Origin of the sequence: Weizmannia sp. FSL K6-0777 (genome assembly GCF_038593185.1) — a bacterium.
In the GTDB taxonomy this organism is placed as follows: Bacteria; Bacillota; Bacilli; order Bacillales; family Bacillaceae_C; genus Weizmannia; species Weizmannia faecalis.
In genome coordinates, this window is sequence record NZ_CP151971.1 from 2,390,173 (window position 1) to 2,409,651 (window position 19,479).

The 19,479-nt window shown below is 44.5% G+C and carries 18 protein-coding genes and 2 tRNA genes; 10 read left to right on the top strand and 10 right to left on the bottom strand.

Translation table 11 applies throughout. From position 1 onward, the window contains the following. Nucleotides 1–8: 8 nt before the first annotated feature. The 6 genes from NST70_RS11490 to NST70_RS11515 all read right to left on the bottom strand — a co-directional run bounded on the left by NST70_RS11490 (nucleotide 9) and on the right by NST70_RS11515 (nucleotide 6,047). Entirely contained in the window at nucleotides 9–527 is a 519-nt protein-coding gene (locus NST70_RS11490) for a DUF6431 domain-containing protein (RefSeq protein ID WP_225620988.1), read from the bottom strand. A gap of 272 nt (nucleotides 528–799) precedes the next feature. Continuing rightward, nucleotides 800–1,186 (bottom strand): MFS transporter, encoded by a 387-nt coding sequence (locus tag NST70_RS11495; protein ID WP_061565795.1) that lies wholly within the window; start codon nucleotides 1,184–1,186, stop codon nucleotides 800–802. Nucleotides 1,187–1,489: 303 nt separating this feature from the next. After that, on the bottom strand, nucleotides 1,490–3,901 hold the full coding sequence (locus NST70_RS11500; protein ID WP_342475109.1) for a heavy metal translocating P-type ATPase: 2,412 nt from the start codon (nucleotides 3,899–3,901) through the stop codon (nucleotides 1,490–1,492). A gap of 93 nt (nucleotides 3,902–3,994) precedes the next feature. Beyond that, nucleotides 3,995–4,201: a copper chaperone CopZ gene (gene copZ, locus NST70_RS11505; protein ID WP_013860051.1), complete on the bottom strand. Its 207-nt coding sequence runs from the start codon at nucleotides 4,199–4,201 to the stop codon at nucleotides 3,995–3,997. Between the two features lie 15 nt (nucleotides 4,202–4,216). Then, complete coding sequence (locus tag NST70_RS11510; protein ID WP_013860052.1) at nucleotides 4,217–4,561, bottom strand: metal-sensitive transcriptional regulator; 345 nt, start codon at nucleotides 4,559–4,561, stop codon at nucleotides 4,217–4,219. Nucleotides 4,562–5,636: 1,075 nt separating this feature from the next. Next, nucleotides 5,637–6,047 carry an Lrp/AsnC family transcriptional regulator gene (locus tag NST70_RS11515; RefSeq protein WP_026685168.1) on the bottom strand — a complete coding sequence of 137 codons (411 nt, stop codon included), beginning with the start codon at nucleotides 6,045–6,047 and terminating at the stop codon, nucleotides 5,637–5,639. A 106-nt stretch (nucleotides 6,048–6,153) separates the two neighbouring features. On the opposite strand from NST70_RS11515, the gene NST70_RS11520 reads away from it, so the two are divergent. The 5 genes from NST70_RS11520 (at nucleotide 6,154) to NST70_RS11540 (ending at nucleotide 9,931) form a co-directional block, all read left to right on the top strand. After that, nucleotides 6,154–6,570 carry a carboxymuconolactone decarboxylase family protein gene (locus NST70_RS11520; protein ID WP_026685169.1) on the top strand — a complete coding sequence of 139 codons (417 nt, stop codon included), beginning with the start codon at nucleotides 6,154–6,156 and terminating at the stop codon, nucleotides 6,568–6,570. Nucleotides 6,571–6,788: 218 nt separating this feature from the next. Next, entirely contained in the window at nucleotides 6,789–7,976 is a 1,188-nt protein-coding gene (locus tag NST70_RS11525; RefSeq protein ID WP_026685170.1) for a M20 family metallopeptidase, read from the top strand. 59 nt (nucleotides 7,977–8,035) lie between these two features. Beyond that, the gene (locus NST70_RS11530; RefSeq protein ID WP_026685171.1) at nucleotides 8,036–8,230 is read left to right on the top strand and encodes a DUF3311 domain-containing protein; all 195 of its coding nucleotides are present in this window, start codon (nucleotides 8,036–8,038) and stop codon (nucleotides 8,228–8,230) included. Beyond that, a complete protein-coding gene (locus tag NST70_RS11535) occupies nucleotides 8,227–9,696 on the top strand; it encodes a sodium:solute symporter (RefSeq protein ID WP_026685172.1) in 1,470 nt (489 codons plus the stop codon). The genes NST70_RS11530 and NST70_RS11535 overlap by 4 nt, the downstream gene beginning before the upstream one ends. A gap of 151 nt (nucleotides 9,697–9,847) precedes the next feature. Next, nucleotides 9,848–9,931: transfer RNA gene (locus tag NST70_RS11540), tRNA-Leu, on the top strand. A gap of 256 nt (nucleotides 9,932–10,187) precedes the next feature. On the opposite strand, the gene NST70_RS11545 is transcribed toward NST70_RS11540, so the two are convergent. The 3 genes from NST70_RS11545 to NST70_RS11555 all read right to left on the bottom strand — a co-directional run bounded on the left by NST70_RS11545 (nucleotide 10,188) and on the right by NST70_RS11555 (nucleotide 13,305). Beyond that, nucleotides 10,188–10,511: a four-helix bundle copper-binding protein gene (locus NST70_RS11545; protein ID WP_179234535.1), complete on the bottom strand. Its 324-nt coding sequence runs from the start codon at nucleotides 10,509–10,511 to the stop codon at nucleotides 10,188–10,190. 1,208 nt (nucleotides 10,512–11,719) lie between these two features. After that, complete coding sequence (locus tag NST70_RS11550) at nucleotides 11,720–12,373, bottom strand: YkyA family protein (protein ID WP_035184245.1); 654 nt, start codon at nucleotides 12,371–12,373, stop codon at nucleotides 11,720–11,722. Next, on the bottom strand, nucleotides 12,370–13,305 hold the full coding sequence (locus NST70_RS11555; protein WP_026685174.1) for a polysaccharide deacetylase family protein: 936 nt from the start codon (nucleotides 13,303–13,305) through the stop codon (nucleotides 12,370–12,372). Before NST70_RS11555 ends, NST70_RS11550 begins: the two co-directional genes overlap by 4 nt. Before the next feature lie 419 nt (nucleotides 13,306–13,724). Between NST70_RS11555 and NST70_RS11560 the strand changes: the two genes are divergently transcribed. The 5 genes from NST70_RS11560 (at nucleotide 13,725) to NST70_RS11580 (ending at nucleotide 17,348) form a co-directional block, all read left to right on the top strand. Continuing rightward, nucleotides 13,725–13,901, top strand: coding sequence for a hypothetical protein (locus NST70_RS11560; RefSeq protein WP_230951780.1), 177 nt, complete (start codon nucleotides 13,725–13,727; stop codon nucleotides 13,899–13,901). A 196-nt stretch (nucleotides 13,902–14,097) separates the two neighbouring features. Next, nucleotides 14,098–14,171, top strand: a tRNA-Pro gene (locus tag NST70_RS11565). Between the two features lie 698 nt (nucleotides 14,172–14,869). Next, nucleotides 14,870–14,977: a YjcZ family sporulation protein gene (locus NST70_RS11570; protein WP_014097611.1), complete on the top strand. Its 108-nt coding sequence runs from the start codon at nucleotides 14,870–14,872 to the stop codon at nucleotides 14,975–14,977. A 308-nt stretch (nucleotides 14,978–15,285) separates the two neighbouring features. After that, the gene (locus NST70_RS11575) at nucleotides 15,286–15,447 is read left to right on the top strand and encodes a hypothetical protein (RefSeq protein WP_014097610.1); all 162 of its coding nucleotides are present in this window, start codon (nucleotides 15,286–15,288) and stop codon (nucleotides 15,445–15,447) included. Nucleotides 15,448–16,172: 725 nt separating this feature from the next. Further along, a complete protein-coding gene (locus NST70_RS11580; protein WP_017551449.1) occupies nucleotides 16,173–17,348 on the top strand; it encodes an IS256 family transposase in 1,176 nt (391 codons plus the stop codon). 778 nt (nucleotides 17,349–18,126) lie between these two features. Here NST70_RS11580 and NST70_RS11585 read toward each other — a convergent pair. Then, complete coding sequence (locus NST70_RS11585) at nucleotides 18,127–19,449, bottom strand: chloride channel protein (protein WP_342476214.1); 1,323 nt, start codon at nucleotides 19,447–19,449, stop codon at nucleotides 18,127–18,129. Nucleotides 19,450–19,479: the final 30 nt, after the last annotated feature.

Sequence of the window (19,479 nt, forward strand, 5' to 3'; positions counted from 1 at the left end):
AGTGTAAATCAACCCCCGCCGGACAAGAATGCAGAACGGGTATGTACCCATAAATAAAAATTTACAACGGGTCGGACAACACGCGCCAGCCATCCGGAGGCATTGCCCACCAATCGCCCTAATCTTTGGAGTGCGGTCCCCGAAGTTTCGGGCAAAACTTTCAGGTCGTCCCCATCTTGTTTGGTCTGATGTTTAATGGAAACAAGGCAATGGATCCAGTATTCTACATAAAAATAAAACCAGTCTATCCAACGATAAAGTGTTGATTCATCTGCCGGAATATCATGATTGGAACGATTAGTCAAAACCGTTTCAATACATTCCGATTTATATCTTTTATAAGGCACCAGAAATTCTGGAAGTTCGTGATGAATCTTTCCGCATTGTTCACATTGTAAACGTCTGATATTATAAATATGCTTCTTTCCAGATCTATCAATGGCTTTTCGATCTCTTGTCCCAATAACCTTCATATGTTTACCACAACAAGGGGAAGGTACTTTTTCCGCACCCCTAACCAAAAACACCAAGTTGAGTATTTTCAATTAGCTTATAATCTGATACAATAACCATAATCGTTATTTTTGGTGGGACATTCCCCGTATAGCTGATGGTACAGTTATACATCATGGGGGATGTCCTTTTCCTTTCTCAAGAATAAATACGAGGACATTATACTCGTCAAATTCCGGACAGGCAATACCGTCAACTTTCGGTTATTTTTGGATGTCAGAAACAATAAGGTGAAAGTTGTCCCGAATACTTGGTTATTAGAAAATACTTTTTCAAACGGATAATCCTATTCTTCCTCACGAATGCTATCTATCATCCATGAATCCACTGTGCCCGATCTTAAAGATTCGCCAAGCAAGGTAAAAATCGCACTTAGAATAAGAAAAACCATATTTCCCCAATCAAAAAACAGCAGGAACAGGCCAATACTCCTGATCACGCAACTGCTAATCAGCGTTTTTTTCCTTCCAAAAGTATCCGCAATCACGCTGGACGGGATTTCCGTAATAAAACCAACAATCCAAAAAATGGATAAAAACAGATTAATATCAGCATAACTATCATGGATGGACTTCATATATAAATATAACGTCCCGCCAAACACCATAATCCCCATGTTATACAAAATATTGAACGCATAATAGGTGTTTTTAATTCTTTGAATCCTATTCAAGTTTCATTCACCACTCCCAGGATATCCAGTATCATATGAGAAACCGCCGATGCCCGCTATGATTGCTTGCCCGTATGCAATCTTCTCCACAACGAGTGCCGCGGTTAAAACAAACATTGTTAATCCATTTGGACATGTCCATTCTGTTATCAGCAAATTTCAAATCATTTTTAAAAGCAAACTGATCTGATATATTATTGCATACAGAGTACGGATTAGGTGTCTCCATTCAAAAAAATGAAACAAAAAAGCCGTTATTTTGATCGACCAAAATAACGGCTTATTTATTTTCTATATGTCGTTTTATACCGGCTGCCATTTGCGCAAGAACAGGGTATTGCCCACAACTGACACAGAACTGAAGGCCATGGCAGCTCCGGCCAGGATCGGATTTAACAGCCCGAATGCTGCCACCGGGATCAGAACCACATTGTAAGCAAAAGCCCAGAACAGGTTCTGGCGGATTTTCCGCATCGTTGCTTTCGACAAGCGGATTGTGTTGACAATCCCCATTAGGTCGCCGCGCATTAATGTAATATCAGCGGCCTCCATCGCAACATCTGTCCCGGTTCCAATCGCAATTCCGACATCGGCTGCAGCAAGAGCCGGGGCATCATTGATCCCGTCGCCGACCATTGCGGTGATGTTGCCGGCACGCTTTAATTTTTCAACTTCTTTAGATTTATCTTCCGGCAGCACTTCCGCGAGCACACGATCAACGCCGACTTGCCGGGCAATCGCTTCGGCAGTACGGCGGTTATCGCCTGTCATCATGACCGTTTCAATGCCCATTTCTTTCAACATGCGGATCGCTTTTGCCGATGTTTCTTTTACCGTATCCGCAACAGCAATCAGTCCGGAAAGCGCGCCATCCATTGCAACCAGCATGGCCGTTTTGCCGTCTTCCTCAAGTTTTTCCATTTGGTTGATCACATCGTCGATCCGGATATGCGCATCCTGCATCATTTTTTTATTCCCGATCAAAACTTCTCTTTCCTCTATTTTAACCCGGATACCATGGCCCGGGACTGCTTCGAATTCCTTAACATTTGGCAGTTGCAAGCCTTTTTCAGCTGCTTTTTTTACAATGGCTGCACCAAGCGGGTGTTCCGATCCTTTTTCGGCTGCGGCGGAAATGGCAAGCAAATCATCCTCTAAAAAACCGCCGTATGGAATGAGATCTGTTACTTCCGGCTCTCCTTTTGTAATCGTGCCGGTTTTATCGAGTACAACGGTCGTAATGCGATGGGCGCTTTGCAAATGCTCCGCGCTTTTGATCAGCACGCCGTTTTCAGCACCGAGGCCGGTTCCTACCATGACTGCTGTCGGGGTAGCAAGCCCGAGGGCGCAAGGGCAGGCGATGACGAGCACAGCAACCATGCTGACCATCGCAGGGGTGAATCCGGCCGCAAAATACGTCACCGCAAATGTCACCAGTGCAATCAATATGACGATCGGTACGAAAATACCCGAAATCTGGTCAGCCAGATGCTGGATCGGCGCTTTCGACCCTTGCGCCTCTTCCACGAGTTTAATGATCTGGCTGAGCGCCGTATCTTTCCCGACTTTTGTGGCTTTAAAGCGGAACGAACCGGTTTTGTTCAATGTCGCCCCGATGACGGCATCGCCCGCTTTTTTTGAAACGGGCATGCTTTCGCCGGTCAGCATGGACTCATCGACAGAAGAAGCCCCTTCTGTGATGACGCCGTCAACCGGAATTTTTTCTCCGGCGCGGACAAAAAGAATATCACCGGGGACGACTTCTTCAACCGGTACTTCAATTTCTTTTCCGCCCCGGTTGACTCGGGCCGTTTTTGCCTGCAGGCCCATCAGTTTTTTCATCGCTTCAGATGTTTGGCCCTTTGCCCTCGTTTCCATCAGTTTGCCAAGAACGATCAGCGTCATCACAATGGCGGATGCCTCAAAGTAAAGCATGCGCCCGGAACCGAGGATGGTGAGAACAAGGCTGTATAAATAGGCCGTAGACGTCCCAAGCACAACCAAAACGGCCATATTGGCACTCCCGCCCCGGATTGCATGGTAAGCATCCCGGTAGTAATGGCCGCCGACAAAAATTTGCACGATTGTAGCAAGCAAAAGCTGCAGCCATGGATTCATATGGAATGAAAAACCGCCGCCGTAATGCATAGCGATATCCGAAATCATTTGCAACAGGAAAAAGACGGAGATGACAGCACCAACTGCAAATTTTATTTTTTGCTTTTTGTTTGCTTTCTCACGCATCTTCTTTTCATAGTCCGGATCGAGTTCGCCTTTTACTTTTGCGTCATAGCCGGCCTTTTTTACAGCGGCAATCATTTGTTCAGCGCTTGCCTGCCCCGGCAGGTATGTAACACTTGCCGTTTCCGTTGCCAGGTTGACGGCGGCGCGAACAACACCGGGGGTTTTTTTCAGCGCCCGCTCCACGCGGTTGGCGCATGCCGCACATGTCATGCCCATAATATTGAGCTGCGCTTTTTCTTCTAATACACCATAACCCGTTTTCTCCACTTTTTCGATCAAATTTTCGACGGTCGCCTGTTTCGAATCGTATTGAATGGCAGCTTTTTCTGTTGCCAGGTTCACATTTACTTTTTTGACGCCTTCCACTTTTGATAAATTCTTTTCAATCCGGTTGGCGCAAGCTGCACACGTCATGCCGGTAATGCCAAGCGTGACGCTGGCGTCCTGTTTTTCCTGTAGTGATGCGGCCATATCCATTCCTCCTGACGCCTTTTATACCCTCTATAGGTATATTTTTTTGAAAAAAGAGAGCGTGCCCGAAAGCACAGCCCGTTTTGTCCGGATTTACGCTACTTCATAGCCTTGGTCTTCAATGGCTTCTTTTACTTTATCAAGCGTCACTTCATTCGGATCGAATTCAACATCCACTTTTCCTTCTGCCAAATGAACGTCTACATTTTTCACGCCTGACAATTCGCCGACGCTTCCTTTAACCGCTTTTACACAATGTTCGCAAGACATGCCTTGTACATTTAAGGTTACTTTTTCCATGATCCATTCGCTCCTTTATTTTCGCATTGTTTTTTGTATGGTTACTAAAAATTCATCCAGTACATCGAGATCCCCTTCTTGAATCCGTTCCAAGACACAATTTTTCAAGTGGCCCTCGAGCAGGATCTTCGACACGCCGTTTAAGGCAGATTGGATGGCAGCGATTTGGGTAATGACATCGTCGCAATAGGTATCTTTTTCGATGAGGCCTTTGACCCCTCTTACCTGCCCTTCAATACGGTTCAACCTGCTGACCAGGTTCTTTTTCACTTTTTCCGAATGGTGGCTTTTCCGTTCACTGTGGGCGGGGCAAACGGGAGCTTCATCCCGGGCATCCATCATGATATCCAATTCCTCCATATCCTGGCCTCCTCGTATATGTAAAATATACCTCTCCCCGGTATACTATGTCAATAGAGATGCTCCTATTTCTGAAGCGTACGTCAAATGGCCCGGAAATGTTGATCACCTTTTCAAATAAGCGATCTTGTTTTAAATTGGAACTTGCTGAATAAGCCAAATTCCTAAATTTGGCAAGGATGCTGACAGCTTTGGCATCAATTTAATGCAAGTTTTTTAAAAATGCAGGGAAAAGCTTGCACTCGAAACGCGCCCTATGTGAAGAAAGGTCTTCGTTTTTCCGCGCTTTCTTAACATAGACGGGCTCTATGTTAAGGAAGGCCGCCTTTTTTCCGCGCTTCCTTAACGTAGACGTACCCTATGTGAAGGAAGGTCTTCGTTTTTGCGTGCTTCCTTAACGTAGACTCAAAACAAGCCGCACCTAGGCTCGAAATGTCCTTTTGAACCAGCCAAAAAGACAAAACACGCTGCATCCGGGCCCGAAATGTCTTTTTGAACCTGCCAAAAGGACAAAACAAGCCACACCTAGGCTCAAAATGTCCTTTTGAACCTGCCAAAAAGACAAAACAAGCCGCACCTAGGCTCGAAATGTCCTTTTGAACCGGCCAAAAAGACAAAACACGCTGCACCCGAGCCCGAAATGTCCTTTTGAACCTGCCAAAAAGACAAAACAAGCCGCACCTAGGCTCGAAATGTCCTTTTGAACCTGCCAAAAAGACAAAACACGCTGCACCCGAGCCCGAAATGTCTTTTTGAACCGGCCAAAAGGACAAAACAAGCCGCACCTAGGCTCGAAATGTCCTTTTGAACCTGCCAAAAAGACAAAACACGTTGCATCCGAGCTCGAAATGTCTTTTTGAACATGCCAAAAGGACAAAACACGCGGCATCCGAACCCGAAATGTCCTTTTAAGACAAAACACTGCAAGGATGCTGACAGCCTTGGCAAAAATTTAAATGCAAGGATGTTATAAAATTTGCACTTGAAGCTGATTCAATTATAGAGAAAACAAAATCGAATTTTTAAAGATGGATTCTTCTAGAGCTTACTCAGAATCGGATTCGTTCAGTAAGGCCTAAATTACTTTTGAAAAAATAAAGTTCGTTTTAGAATGTGCAAATAACTGCAATTCATCAATAAATTGCTCCGCGTCTTCAAATGAGTGGAAGCGGGCTTTTAACATAAAGCATGCTTCACCAGCAATACGATAACAAAAATCAACATTCGAATACTGGCATATTTGCTTTTTAAAATCGTCATAACGATTATTTTTAATTGTCGCTTCAATGATGGCTTCAATGGGGTAGCCCAGTTTTTTTTGATTCAGTTCAATGGTATAGCGTTTAATGATATCCTGTTCTTCTAATTGTCGTACCCGCTCTCTCACAGCCGGGGCTGATAGATGAATACGCCTGCTTAGCTCGCTCATTGATAACCGGCTATCTTCTTTCAATTCATGTATAATTTGTTCATCAATGAAATCCATTTCTTCAAATTCCTTTCCAATTTGAAATTCAAATCAATCAAATGCCTTTTAATCGGTATGTAAAAGCCGCACGCTTTATTTTACACTATTTTTGGGAGGGATGAGCATGACACTGATACCATTACATGAAAGAGGAAATACGCCATTTCAACAATTGCTGGGATATAATGCGTCCATTCTGAAATACTGGAACAAGCTCAGTGATGAATTTGAAAAGGATGGCCGGTTATCAGCGAAGTTAAAAGAAGAAGTCCGGCGTACACTTGCACAAAAAAATGGCTGCCTGTATTGTAAGGCAAAAGGCAAACCGAACCCCGCTGATTACGATGAAAAAACAGCGGTATGTACCGGATTTGCTGAAGCTTTTCTTGCGGGCAAAGGACAAACATCTCCAAATGTAACAGCGGTTTTAAAGGAGTATTTAACAGATGCGGAGATAAGTGAGCTGATTGCTTTCATTTGCTTCACAACAGCATCACAATATTTTGGCGCCCTCATGCAACTGGGGGAGCAACAAAGATAAGTGAAACTTCCATCAGTGGTGTTTATCCACTGATGGAAACCAATGGAGATGGTTTGATGCCTATTTCTCTCCTCTGCAGAAAGTCCCCCTTTTTTTCAAGAAAGCTAAACGTAAAACCAAATTGTTATTGCAATATAAAAGTATTTGATGTTATAATACTCTAAATTCTTTAAATCAATAAAGAAAATAGAAATATAGAATAAGAAAGGGATTTTGATATGGCATTATCTTTGGAAGCCGAAAAAATCGATGCATTGGTCGAACAAGTCAAGGAAGATGTAATCCATTGGCGGAGGCATTTGCACCAAAACCCGGAGCTTTCCTTCAAGGAAGTCGAAACATCGCAATTTATATACGATACGCTTGCATCTTTCGGGGGTTTGGTGTTGTCCCGCCCGACAAAAACGAGTGTGGTAGCCCGGCTGAAAGGAGCAAAGCCCGGCCGTGTTTTAGCGATTCGCGCCGATATGGACGCGCTCCCCATTCAAGAAGAAAATGCATTTGATTTTGCCTCAAAGCATGACGGTGTGATGCATGCTTGCGGCCATGACGGGCATACCGCGATGCTGCTTGGGGCCGCGAAAATTCTGGCCGGCTTAAAAGACCAAATCGCCGGTGAAATCCGTTTTCTGTTCCAACATGCCGAAGAACAATTGCCGGGCGGGGCTGAAGAAATGGTCCAAGCCGGTGTCATGGACGGTGTGGATCAGGTGATTGGCGCTCATTTATGGTCACCGCTTGAAGCTGGAAAAATCGAGTTGGTGTCAGGACCGATGATGGCGGCACCGGATGCTTTCTATATCACGATTAACGGAAAAGGCGGACACGGGGCACAGCCGCATTTAGCAATCGACAGCATTGCAATTGGTGCACAAGTTGTAACAAACCTTCAACATATTGTTTCAAGAAATATTGATCCCTTAGATCCCGTTGTTCTTTCCGTGACCCAGTTTATAGCCGGTACTGCGCATAACGTCATTCCCGGTTCGGTTTTCATCAGCGGCACCGTCCGGACGTTTAAGCCGGCGTTGCAGGAAGAAGTGATCCGGCTGATGGAACGCGTCGTGAAAGGCGTAACAGAAGCGCACGGAGCGGCTTATGATTTTCAATACGTGAAAGGTTATCGTCCCGTTATCAACGATCCGGAAGTCACGGCAAAGCTGCGTGAAGTACTGGTTGAGGCATTTGGCGAAGATGCCATTCAAGACGGCGTTCCAACAATGGGTGGGGAAGATTTTTCCGGATTCCAGCAAAAGGCGCCTGGCACATTCTTTTTTATCGGGGCCGGAAATGCGGACAAAGGCATCGTTTATCCCCACCATCACGCTCGCTTTACTGTGGATGAGGATGTATTGCCTTACGGGGTGAAAGCGTTCGTCGCCGCCAGCCTGACGTTAACTGCCTGAAAAGGATCAGCCGCTTCCTTCAGGTTGGCCTTTTACACTAAAAAAAGTGAGGTTTTCAAATGAAATTTGTCCTTGCATCACTCCCATTTCTTGCTTTAATCATTGGCATGTTTTTTGCCAACCGTACCGATCCGATGATTCTCGGAATGCCTTTTATCATGTTCTGGACCGTGTTGTGGGTTGTTTTATCGACGGTTGTGATGTTCATTATCTATAAAACCGATCCGAAAAACCAAAGGGGGGATGCCGAATGAACAGCGCACTCCTTGTTATCCTCGTATTTTTGCTAGTGTCACTCTATCTTGGCATCCGGGCCCGTCGGGGCAAGCAAATGAACCTTGAACAGTGGGCAACCGGCGGCAGAAGTTTTGGAACACTGTTTGTATTCTTGCTAAGTGCCGGTGAAATTTACACGACTTTCACTTTTCTCGGCGGCAGCGGATGGGCTTACGGCAAAGGAGGGCCAACGCTTTATATACTCTGGTACGGCTCATTGGCCTATGTTCTTTCCTATTGGCTGCTTCCGGCCATTTGGCGTTATGCAAAAGAACATAAGCTGTTGTCCCAATCCGATTTTTTCGCGAAAAAATACAATAGCCCCGCACTCGGTGTCCTTGTTTCGATTATCGGCATCGTTGCCATGATCCCGTACCTTGTTTTGCAGTTAAAAGGGCTCGGCAGTATCGTCAGCATTGCTTCTTACGGCTCAATTTCTTCCGGCGTTGCCATTTGGATCGGCGTGATTGCGGTAACCATTTATACGACGATTTCAGGCGTACACGGAACAGCCTGGACATCCGTCATGAAAGATGCATTGGTTTTGGCCGTCGTCGTTTTTCTCGGCATTTATCTCCCCGTTCATTATTTTGGCGGCTTTTCAGATATGTTTCATGCCATTGACCAGGCAAAACCCGGCTTTCTTGCGCTCCCGCACCAAGGGATGAGTGTATATTGGTTCATTTCGACCGTTTTGCTGACGGCACTTGGTTTTTACACGTGGCCGCATTCTTTTGCCGCCTCCTTTACAGCGAAAAATGAAAAAACGTTCCGCCGCAATGCGGTGATTTTTCCGCTGTATCAGTTGATCCTGTTGTTCGTATTCTTTGCCGGTTTTGCGGCGATTCTGACTGTGAAGCCGGCACTTGAAGGAGCAGCAACCGATAATGCGCTGCTCGTTCTTTCTATTGAAAGCTTTCCGCACTGGTTTGTCGGCGTCATCGGCGCTGCCGGTCTGTTATGTGCGCTGGTACCGGGGTCGCTGCTGTTGATGAGCGCATCCACGATGATTTCGAAAAACTTGTTTAAAGTATTTAAGCCGGACGCCAATGAAACACAAGTGGCCAATGTTGCCAAATACTTGGTTCCGGTCGTATCTTTAATTGCCCTCTACTTCACATTTAACGGTGGGCAAACCATTGTTGCCCTGCTGTTGATGGGGTACAGCATGGTTACGCAATTTTTCCCGGCGATCGTATTTAGCTTTATGAAAAATAACCCGATTTCAAAAGCAGGAGCATTTGCCGGAATTGTTGCGGGCGAACTTGTCGTTTCCTATGTGACGATCACGAATCAGACGGTTGCGACGCTGTTGCCGTTTATGCCGCAAGCAGTCAAAGACTTAAATACCGGGATCATCGCCATGGTTTTGAACCTGATTGTAACCTTTGCCGTGAGTGCTTTTACAAGAGACAGACAAAAAAGCGTTGAAATGGCTGCGTAAACTATTTTCCAAAAAGGAGCCGTGCATGCACGGCTCCTTTTTTAACAAGCTTTCCAGGGATCCAAAAAAATTTTAAAAAAGGTATTGCTTTTTTCAACCGGGCATTATATAATAAATTTGTCGCTGATGAGGCGAACAAAAACAAAACAATGCGGATGTGGCGGAATCGGCAGACGCGCTAGATTCAGGTTCTAGTGGTGGAAACACCGTATGGGTTCAAGTCCCTTCATCCGCATCACAAAAAGCAAGGGTTTCAGTTTATGGCTGGGATCCTTGCTTTTTTATTTTGATATTAAATTTCCTGCTGCATTGTTCCGGAGACCAAGAAATATAAAAAAATACATCGAATTGTTTTCTGCCGGCCATCCATGATTTAAACTGGCGATCCAATTTTTATTTTCTTCCGTTTGCTTAAGCTTAAACACATCATTCCCGTTTTATTGATTTTGCTAAAAGCCGGTTCCCTTTTTGATAAGGGAACCGGCTTTGTGTCAGGCCATTCTCCGGCAAGCTTCCGCACAGCGCAAGCATGCTTCGGCGCATTTTTGACAATGGTCATGGCTGTATTTCCTGCATTCCTCCCCACATGCTTCGCAAATTTCCGCACACAAATTGCAAATTTGCATCACAAACGGGCTGTTGCTTTGCATCGCTTGCAATGCCAAAGCACAAATATTTGCGCATTCTCTGTCCATGCGGATACAGCCAGCCATCATTTTCACATTGTCTTCCTTTAAACAGGCACTGTAACACTGATTACAGGCTTCCATACACTCCTGGCAGGCTTTGATGCATTCTTCATAGGACGTGCCCATTTTTATCCACCTCCAAATTGTCTTCCCCTATTTTTTGCCCGTTCTGTTGAACATCCAAACTGCAACATTTCTGCACATTTTCTTATTTATGGATGAAGTTTTAAAATCTTTATTTTCGCTTAATTAGGGCTTGCTGAAAAAGCAAAATTCCTAGATTTGGCAAAGATGCTGACAGCTTTGGCATAAATTTAATGCAAGTGTCTTATAAAAAATGCAGGGAAAAGCTTGCACTTGAAACGCGTCCTATGTGAAGGAAGACCTTCAATTTTCCGCGCTTTCTTAACGTAGAGCTCCTCTAAGGAATTGCGACTGGACCCAAAATGTCTTTTTGAAGCCGTCAAAAGAACAAAACATGCTGTATCCAGGCTCCAAATGTCCTTTTGAACCTGCCAAAAAGACAAAACACGTTGCATCCGGGCTCGAAATGTTCTTTTGAACCTGGCAAAAAGACAAAACAAGCCGCACCTAGGCTCGAAATGTCCTTTTGAACCTGCCAAAAAGACAAAACACGCTGCATCCAGGCTCGAAATGTTCTTTTGAACCTGGCAAAAAGACAAAACAAGCCGCACCTAGGCTCGGAATGTCTTTTTGAAGCCGTCAAAAAGACAAAACACGCTGCATCCAGGCTCGAAATGTCTTTTTGAACCTGCCAAAAAGACAAAACAAGCCGCACCTAGGCTCGGAATGTCTTTTTGAAGCCGTCAAAAGGACAAAACACGCTGTATCCAGGCTCGAAATGTCCTTTTGAACCTGCCAAAAAGACAAAACACGCTGCATCCAGGCTCGAAATGTCTTTTTGAACCTGCCAAAAAGACAAAACAAGCCGCACCTAGGCTCGAAATATCCTTTTAAGACAAAACACTGCAAGGATGCTGACAGCCTTGGAAAAAATTTAAATGCAAGGGTGTTATAAAAGCTTGCACTTGAAAGCTGATTCAATGCATAGAGAAGACAGAATCGCATTTTCAAAGATGGATTCTTCTAGAGCTTGCAGGCAAATTGGGTACAAACTCAGAATCGGATTGGTTCAGCAAGGCCTAATTAAAGACCGATAAAGCAGATTTCTTTTAAAATATACAGGATTCCATTCCAAATCAAAAACGACAATCTCATCGCATCACCCAATTTCACAGTCGTTTTCCTGTCCCGAAAAAGAAGCCCGAGAACCGGCATAAGCCGATCTCGGGCTTTTTAAAAAAGCGTCCAATTTAATAAAGTCCTGCTTTTTTAAAATACTTATCTTTTTCGCGATTATACCGTTTCGTATCCTGGTTGAATTGGCGAATCGTTTCTTCCATTTTCCCATTGTATTCATTTATTTTTTTAATTTGTTCGTCTAACTCATCCGGGCTGAACTTCTCCAGATTTTCATAAAAGGTGCCTTGTAACGCCAATTGTTTTTTATAATCATCAAAAAAAGTGTTCATATATTTTTTACGTTCATCCATGATGGTGAGCAGCTTCCGTGCTTGTTTCTGCTGCCCGCTATCTTTAATTTGCTCCACGTTCTCTTTTATAGATGCCGATTGTTCATATGCCTTTTGAAAATTCTTTTTGGATTCCCGCAGCTCTTTCTGCTGCTTTTCGGTATAGTTGTCCGCCTTTTTTAATTTCTGCTTCACTTCCGGGCGGTTTTCGTCATTCAGTTCAAGCTGGTTTAGATCAGCATAAATGGATGCCACTTTTTCTTTGTATTCGTCCAGCTTCTCCTGGTTCGCAACAAAATCTTTTTCATACGAGGCGGATTTCTTTAATTTTTCGTATATGCTGTCCGCTTGTTTTTTGTCTGAATGGCAGCCGGCAAGAAGCAAAAGAAGCCCCGGCAACATCATTCCCAATACAATAAATCTTTTCACCCTCATCTTCTCCCCGTTTCAACTGGATGGTGGATTGGGTGACAGCGGCCTTCACACGGAAACGTTACCGGGGGCGTTTCATTGGTCAACACTTTTGTTTTATAGCCCTGCTTTTTGATAAACTTTAGCAACTTCGGCAAATATTTAACGGTTTCCGGTTTGTCATGCAAAAGGATGACCGGCGTTTCCCCCGCTTGTTTTTTTTGCCGGATTTGCTGAATCGTATACTGGACATAGCGTCCATTTTTTAATTCCCAGTCACTGCTGTCCACGTTCCAATCCCAAATGTGGAAACCACTTTTATCCAGTAAATCGCGCATTTCATCTGTTAAATACGGAATACTTCCATACGGGAGGCGTACCATATAAGATTTTACACCCGCCACGTTTTCCAATATTCTTTGATCCTCAGCCATTTCGTTTAATGGCGCGGACGTACTGCTGTAAATTGTTCTTGCTTTATGTGTGATCCCGTGCAGTGCAAGCCCGTTTCCATCTTTTAGCATGCGTTTTACGACTGCCGGATGCTCTTTCATCCTCGGCCCGAGCATGAAAAAGGTAGCTTTCATCTGATAAGTTTCCAACAGATCCAATAACTGGTTGGCCGCACTCGACGGGCCGTCATCAAATGTTAAGTAAATGGCATTTTCTTTCAGATCTTTCTCGTTTTGCTTCGCAACTTCTTTTTGTCTCTCCGCTTCTTTTTTCTGCCGCTGTTGCCCGATCATCGATTTGTATAAAGGAGAACCCGCAAACGCTGTCATCGGCGCAGGCGAAAAAGATAAAGTGCGCAGTGAGACAGCATGTGCATCTTTTCCTTTGTCTTTCGCTGACATCTTTTCCCCTTTGCCAACGAGTCCGGCCAAAACAACAACAATCAACGTAAATAAGAGCGCCAACACAACTTTTCCCTTGAAATTTAATTTCCTGCCGCGCATATCTCTCTCCCCTGCTCAAAGGCTCACCGTATTTTTCATTCGCTGCCATCTTCCGACATCATCCGCAAAAACTACCAAACATATATGATTCAGTATACATGAATATCCACAATTTTACCATACTCTACAAAATCTTAATTGTTTGATCATTTTATTCTACATCTTGCTGCATACAAATTTCGACAGATTCAAACACGCATGGTCATATCACTGCTCTTGCTTATCGCCTGCTGCGGCCGTTTTTTTGTTTTTATTCCCTTAGAATTTTTGAAAAAACGTTCCACTCTAAGCACCTTCCCTTATTCCTGAACCCTCCCGCCTTTCCCCCTGCCTGTTTGTAAAAGGCAGCGCAACCCGCTCATGGCGAATGATAAAGCTGAAGGTGATGAAATGAAGGCCATTTTAAAAGCATGATTTTTATGGCCTTTCAGTTTCAGGATTGCCCGGCGTTAGCTGCATTATTTTCAATGGACCGCTTCATCCAACATAAAGAAATGCCGATGAAAGAAGCAATGCTAGCTTCGATGGAAAATACGGGAGTCGACATCATGCCGGCGGCGGTGATTCCCGGTGATATTCCTTTTTCCTGGAAATAACATACCTCTAAGTTTTTTCCAAGCCGCCAAACCTTCTTATTTTCCAGTTGAAAAAGGAATGGCTGCCGTCTCGAAACCAGACCAGAAAAAATTTCTTTAAAAAAAATAAAAAAAGGCTTTGACAAACGAAATTTATTGTCGTAGAATAATATTTGTCAGCAAGAGCTAAGGAGTTGGCAAGCAAAAATAAAATAACCGGGAAGTAGCTCAGCTTGGTAGAGCACTACGTTCGGGACGTAGGGGTCGCAGGTTCAAATCCTGTCTTCCCGACTCTAAAAACCTTTATGTATCGCGGATGCATCAAGGTTTTTTTCGTTTTCAGCCGGGTGATTTTTGGTGTGAGTTGCCGTTGTTAGCGCATTCCCGTCACCAGTTCGTTAACAAGCCAGGATTAAAAAAAGAGAGCCATTATGATTAGAATTTCAATGGTGATGAAAAAACCATTTTTTCACCCATTATAGTACATCATTCCTTCATGCTCTATGCGTGTTAACTGCTCTTGCTGCTTGTCCGGATGGAATGTCCCCTGTCTCTGTCCTTCCATACATCCCTAAACGTATATTTCTTTTTCATTAAGATGTTTGTCCATTCCTATCCAGCTATTCCTTCATTTAATGTAGAGAGTTCATGATGAGGAGGTGTGTAAATTGCATTGCAGACCAATGGTTGCTGCACCAAGATATGTAGTTCGTAATCGTGTTGTCCCGCGTTTCCAGCCAATCATCCATCCACTTGTGGAAGTGAACCGTACAAATGTCGTTACAGTTCCGAGGCATATTATGAAGCCGATCAGGAAAAATGAAGTGGTTTATCACAATTGTCCTTTTCCACGCCGGCATTTTTGGTAGTGCCAGAAACAATAACCACTTCGCCTTTTCTTCATCCCTTTCACGTTTGTCCTTTACGCCTTTCTTTGAAACAGCATATTTTAAAATGCAAGATATCTTAAGGAAAGGAGGTGAAAGTCAATGACAGATGGCGGTTACAGCATGGGCTCATCTTTTGCCCTGATTGTCGTTCTCTTCATCCTGCTTATTATTGTAGGAGCGTTTTATATGGGTGGCTCCGGATATTAAGCAGAATCAACAAACGAGAGAGAAAAAGTTCCGTCTCCACCCAATAACCTCCATTCTGAAGCGTATCATTACGCTTCTTTTTTTATTCACTTTGTCATTGAACAGAGAGGTCCATGTCATGATAAAAGCAACCACAAAAGGATGAAAAGCAGTTGGCGCAATTTTTCGGAGCAGAGTCGATTGGAGCAAGGATGGAATGGTCTGCGTATTTTGAGTGAATACAAGTTCCGTCTATAGAAAAAAGGGGAAGCCTTAGATTGGTTTAAAAACTTCCGATTAACACACCCTATGTTTTGGAGGTGATAAAAATGGAAGAAGAAAAAAGTTACAAATCCAATACTTACTCGTACAATAATCAGCTCGAAGGAAATGTTCAGTCGCAAAATACCGGCAGCGAAGAGGAAGAAGGGCTGGCTGATACAATCCAAAATGTAATTAACAAAGTTACCGGACTCGGGGAAACCGAGTAAAGCGAGAAGGCTGCCGCAAAAAACCGTTGAGACGATTCTCAACGGTTTTTTGAACGCTTCTTGCAAAAAAATCGGCCCGGTCCGCAAAGTTCCTTTACTCAGAACGGCCCAACATTAAGATTGGCGCGATTTTGGCACGCTTCTTTTACACAGGAATATGTTAAGACAGACGCGCATTTCAGCGGCCTTTTTTTAGTTAGAGCGGCCTATGTTAGGATAGATACATCTTTGGGCGGCCTTCCTTTACTTAGAATACTCCTACGTTAAGGTAGACACACTTTTGGGCGACCTTCCTTTACGTAGAGCGGCCCTATGTTAAGATAGACGCAAAATTTGAAGGCCTTCCTTTACATAGAGCGCCTCTACGTTAAGATAGACACATTTTTTGCCGGGCTTCCTTTACATAGAACGCCTCTACGTTAAGATAGACTCGCTTTTTGCCGGGCTTCCTTTACATAGAACGCCCCTACGTTAAGTTAGGCACGCTTTTGGGTGGCCTTCCTTTACTTAGAGCACCTCTATGTTAAGATAGACTCGCTTTTTGCCGGGCTTCCTTTACTTAGAACGCCCCTATGTTAAGTTAGACGCAAAATTTGAAGGCCTTCCTTTACATAGAGCGCCTCTACGGATTAAGTCCGTATAATTGTGTAAAAAGAAGGAGTCATTTTATCAACTCTTGGCAACACTGTTTTCAACAACAATAAACAATGAAAAGAGGAGATAAAATGACTCACTTACAGTTTAACCTAAATTTGGATGTTTTAAAAGAAGCCATCATGACTTCCGATCTTGACGCGGTAATTAAATCAGCGGTTGTCCTCGTGTTAAACGAGTTTATGGAAAAGGAAAGGGATGACTATTTAAAAACGAGCCCTTATGAACGCGCTGTTGAACGCCGGGATTACCGGAACGGTTACTATGAACGCGAGCTGTTGATGAGCATCGGCAATGTTACATTAAAAGTTCCCCGGACACGTAATGGCGAATTCTCAACTACCTTATTTGAAAAGTATGCCAGATGTGACCAAGCTTTCGTCCTTTCTATGTTGGAGATGGTCATCAATGGCGTCTCTACCCGTAAGGTCACAAATGTCGTAGAACAGCTTTGCGGTAAGAATGTATCCAAGTCGTTTGTCTCTTCCCTTACGCAAAAACTGGATCCCATTGTGAATGCTTGGGCCGAGAGACCGTTGAATACAACCTACTACCCTTATGTGTTTGTGGACGCCATGTATATAAAAGTACGGGAGCACCATAAGGTCATATCAAAGGCTGTTTATATTGCGACTGCCATTACAGAGAAGAATACACGTGAAATACTGGGTTTAAGCGTTGACCATGCAGAAAGTTTGGAGAGTTGGAGTTCATTTTTTAAACAACTTAAATCACGTGGACTCCAATCACCAAAACTCGTTATTTCCGATGCTCACATGGGCCTTCAGAAAGCAATACAACGGGAATTCATTGGCACTGCTTGGCAAAGGTGCAATGTTCATTTTAAACGCAATATCATTGAAAAACTGCCCAAAAAAGATACTGCAGAAATCCGGGTGATGATTAAGCGCGTGTTTGAGGCCGTTACGATTGAGGACATACGCAAGTTTAAAGATGAATTAATAAACAAATTTGGTACAGAAGCAAGATTTGAAAAAGCCCTGGCCATTTTAGATGAAGGTTTTGAAGATACTATCCAATACATGAACTTTCCTGAGAATATCCGTATGCACATACGGAGTACTAATTCCCTCGAGCGGCTTAACCAAGAGGTTCGTAGAAGGGAAAGGGTCATTCGCATTTTTCCTAATACCCAATCTGCTTTTCGTTTGGTTGGTGCCGTTTTAATGCAGTATCAAGATACAGAATACTCGAAGAGGAAGTCACTTATGGGAAAGAATAGTTAGCAGCATTTTCAGCTTAACTTCCATCATGGATGATTTCATCTCCGGGAAGGGATGTCAAATTGAAAGGCATTTGACATCCCTTCCCGGAGATGAAGAAAAAAATCCATGGAAGTTAAGCCAAAAAATGAAAGGGTGGTTGAAAACATTTGCCCATAAATTTACACAATAACCTGGACTTGACTCCTCTACGTTAAGTTAGACACATTTTTTGCCGGGCTTCCTTTACTTAGAGCGCCTCTATGTTAAGATAGGCACGTTCTTTGCCGGGCTTCCTTTACATAGAGCGGCCCTATGTTAAGATAGACGCAGATTTTGCCGGGCTTCCTTTACATAGAGCGCCTCTACGTTAAGTTAGACGCAAAATTTGAAGGCCTTCCTTTACTTAGAACGCCTCTACGTTAAGATAAGTACACTTTTGGGCGGCCTTCCTTTACATAGAACGCCCCTACGTTAAGATAGGCGCATCTTCTGACCGGCTTCCTTTACGTAGAGCGGCCCTATGTTAAGATAGGCACGTTTTTTGCCGGTCTTCCTTTACTTAGAGCACCTCTACGTTAAGGAAGGCACGTTTTTTGCCGGTCTTCCTTTACTTAGAGCGCCTCTACGTTAAGTTAGACACTCTTCTCGGCGACCTTCCTTTACATAGAACGCCCCTACGTTAAGATAGGCGCATCTTCCGACCGGCTTCCTTTACGTAGAGCGGCCCGCCCTATGCTAAGATAGATCCATTTTTAACAGGAATGCTTAACATAAGCCTGATCATAAACGGCTTTTCCCACTACCACGGAAGATGGAACCGTCCAGTCTGATTTGCTGTACCGCTTGAAAGGCTGATAGATTCTTTCCTTAGTTCGACCCCCGGTTCCAGCTGCACCCATAAAGACTTTGGATCGTACACAAGCTGGTCGCGATAAACGCTGCGGTGCCCGATGATCAAATACCCGGCAATACAGGCGGCCAACATATACATCCCCGTAACATGCCCGTACAGCTCATATCCAAGCAGCACAGCGGAAACCGGCGTATTGGATGCAGCCGAAACCACCGCCAGCATGCCCGCAGCCGCCCCTAATACAGGATTTATCCCGAGCAAAGCGGCAAATGCATTTCCGGCAGCAGACCCGATGACGAGCTGCGGGGTGAATGTTCCTCCGTAAAAGCCGGAACCAAGCGTAACCGCCACAAACAGGATTTTCCATAGAAATGCGAAAAAGCCGACATGTCCCCCGTGCATCGCTTTGTCCAAAAGCGGCAAGCTCAGTCCCAAAAAGTCGGCGGGAAAAATCAATAATGCGACAGCGATGAGCATACCGCCAACACAGGGCATCAGGAAGAGAGGAAGATGCAGTTTTTCCCGGACAACCGAAAATAAGCGGCCCCCCTGCTCAATAGATTCAACAAACAGCCATCCAGCCAGGCCGCAAATCATGCCAAGGGCCGCCACTTTTAAAAGCAGCAGAACAGAAAAAGACGGCATGGTATGGATGGTGAAATATTCATAAGGCGTATGCAACAGCCTTTTATTGACTTCAAAAGCAGCTATGCCGGAAACCGCCGAAGGGAAAAGAAACTGGTGCCGGATTGACCCGATAGCCAGTACTTCCAAACCAAACACGGCTGCTGCAACGGGCGCGCCAAACAGGCTGGCAAAAGCAGCACTGATTCCGCATACGATCAGCTGGGCCCGAAGAAACGGCTGAATATGAAAAACTTTCCCGATCCATGTGGCAAGCGAACCGGCAAAGTGAGCGCTCGGCCCGAATTTTCCAGCCGAACCGCCGGATACAAGTGTAATGAGGGCCGCCAGATACTTGGCCGGGAAGCTTCTGTCAAAGGGCGGTTCCCCTTCGGAATGCACAGCAGCAATGGCAGAAGGCGCCCCTGGTTTCATTTTATACAGCAACAGGCCATTCAACAGGCCGCCAACCGGAAGCAGCAGCATCTTATAAGGCACGGGCAGCGCACCTGTTTTTCCGCTCAAAAAATTTAAAGCTTTCAAAAACAAACCGACCGTGGTCCCGGCCACAACGCCAATCAGTACGGCTATAGCGACATAGACGATCATGGTAAAAAACATCACGGCAGGCTCAATGTATTTCATTTGGTTCACATTTTCCCACTCCTGCATGTC

Bases quoted from the DNA above. Each gene is read 5' to 3' on its own strand.
- NST70_RS11500 (WP_342475109.1), bottom strand. From the start codon at position 3,901: ATGGCCGCATCACTACAGGAAAAACAGGACGCCAGCGTCACGCTTGGC.
- copZ (WP_013860051.1), bottom strand. From the start codon at position 4,201: ATGGAAAAAGTAACCTTAAATGTACAAGGCATGTCTTGCGAACATTGT.
- NST70_RS11510 (WP_013860052.1), bottom strand. From the start codon at position 4,561: ATGGAGGAATTGGATATCATGATGGATGCCCGGGATGAAGCTCCCGTT.
- NST70_RS11515 (WP_026685168.1), bottom strand. From the start codon at position 6,047: ATGGATTTCATTGATGAACAAATTATACATGAATTGAAAGAAGATAGC.
- NST70_RS11520 (WP_026685169.1), top strand. From the start codon at position 6,154: ATGACACTGATACCATTACATGAAAGAGGAAATACGCCATTTCAACAA.
- NST70_RS11525 (WP_026685170.1), top strand. From the start codon at position 6,789: ATGGCATTATCTTTGGAAGCCGAAAAAATCGATGCATTGGTCGAACAA.
- NST70_RS11530 (WP_026685171.1), top strand. From the start codon at position 8,036: ATGAAATTTGTCCTTGCATCACTCCCATTTCTTGCTTTAATCATTGGC.
- NST70_RS11535 (WP_026685172.1), top strand. From the start codon at position 8,227: ATGAACAGCGCACTCCTTGTTATCCTCGTATTTTTGCTAGTGTCACTC.
- NST70_RS11545 (WP_179234535.1), bottom strand. From the start codon at position 10,511: ATGGGCACGTCCTATGAAGAATGCATCAAAGCCTGCCAGGAGTGTATG.
- NST70_RS11550 (WP_035184245.1), bottom strand. From the start codon at position 12,373: ATGAGGGTGAAAAGATTTATTGTATTGGGAATGATGTTGCCGGGGCTT.
- NST70_RS11555 (WP_026685174.1), bottom strand. From the start codon at position 13,305: ATGCGCGGCAGGAAATTAAATTTCAAGGGAAAAGTTGTGTTGGCGCTC.
- NST70_RS11560 (WP_230951780.1), top strand. From the start codon at position 13,725: ATGGCCTTTCAGTTTCAGGATTGCCCGGCGTTAGCTGCATTATTTTCA.
- NST70_RS11570 (WP_014097611.1), top strand. From the start codon at position 14,870: ATGACAGATGGCGGTTACAGCATGGGCTCATCTTTTGCCCTGATTGTC.
- NST70_RS11575 (WP_014097610.1), top strand. From the start codon at position 15,286: ATGGAAGAAGAAAAAAGTTACAAATCCAATACTTACTCGTACAATAAT.
- NST70_RS11580 (WP_017551449.1), top strand. From the start codon at position 16,173: ATGACTCACTTACAGTTTAACCTAAATTTGGATGTTTTAAAAGAAGCC.
- NST70_RS11585 (WP_342476214.1), bottom strand. From the start codon at position 19,449: ATGAAATACATTGAGCCTGCCGTGATGTTTTTTACCATGATCGTCTAT.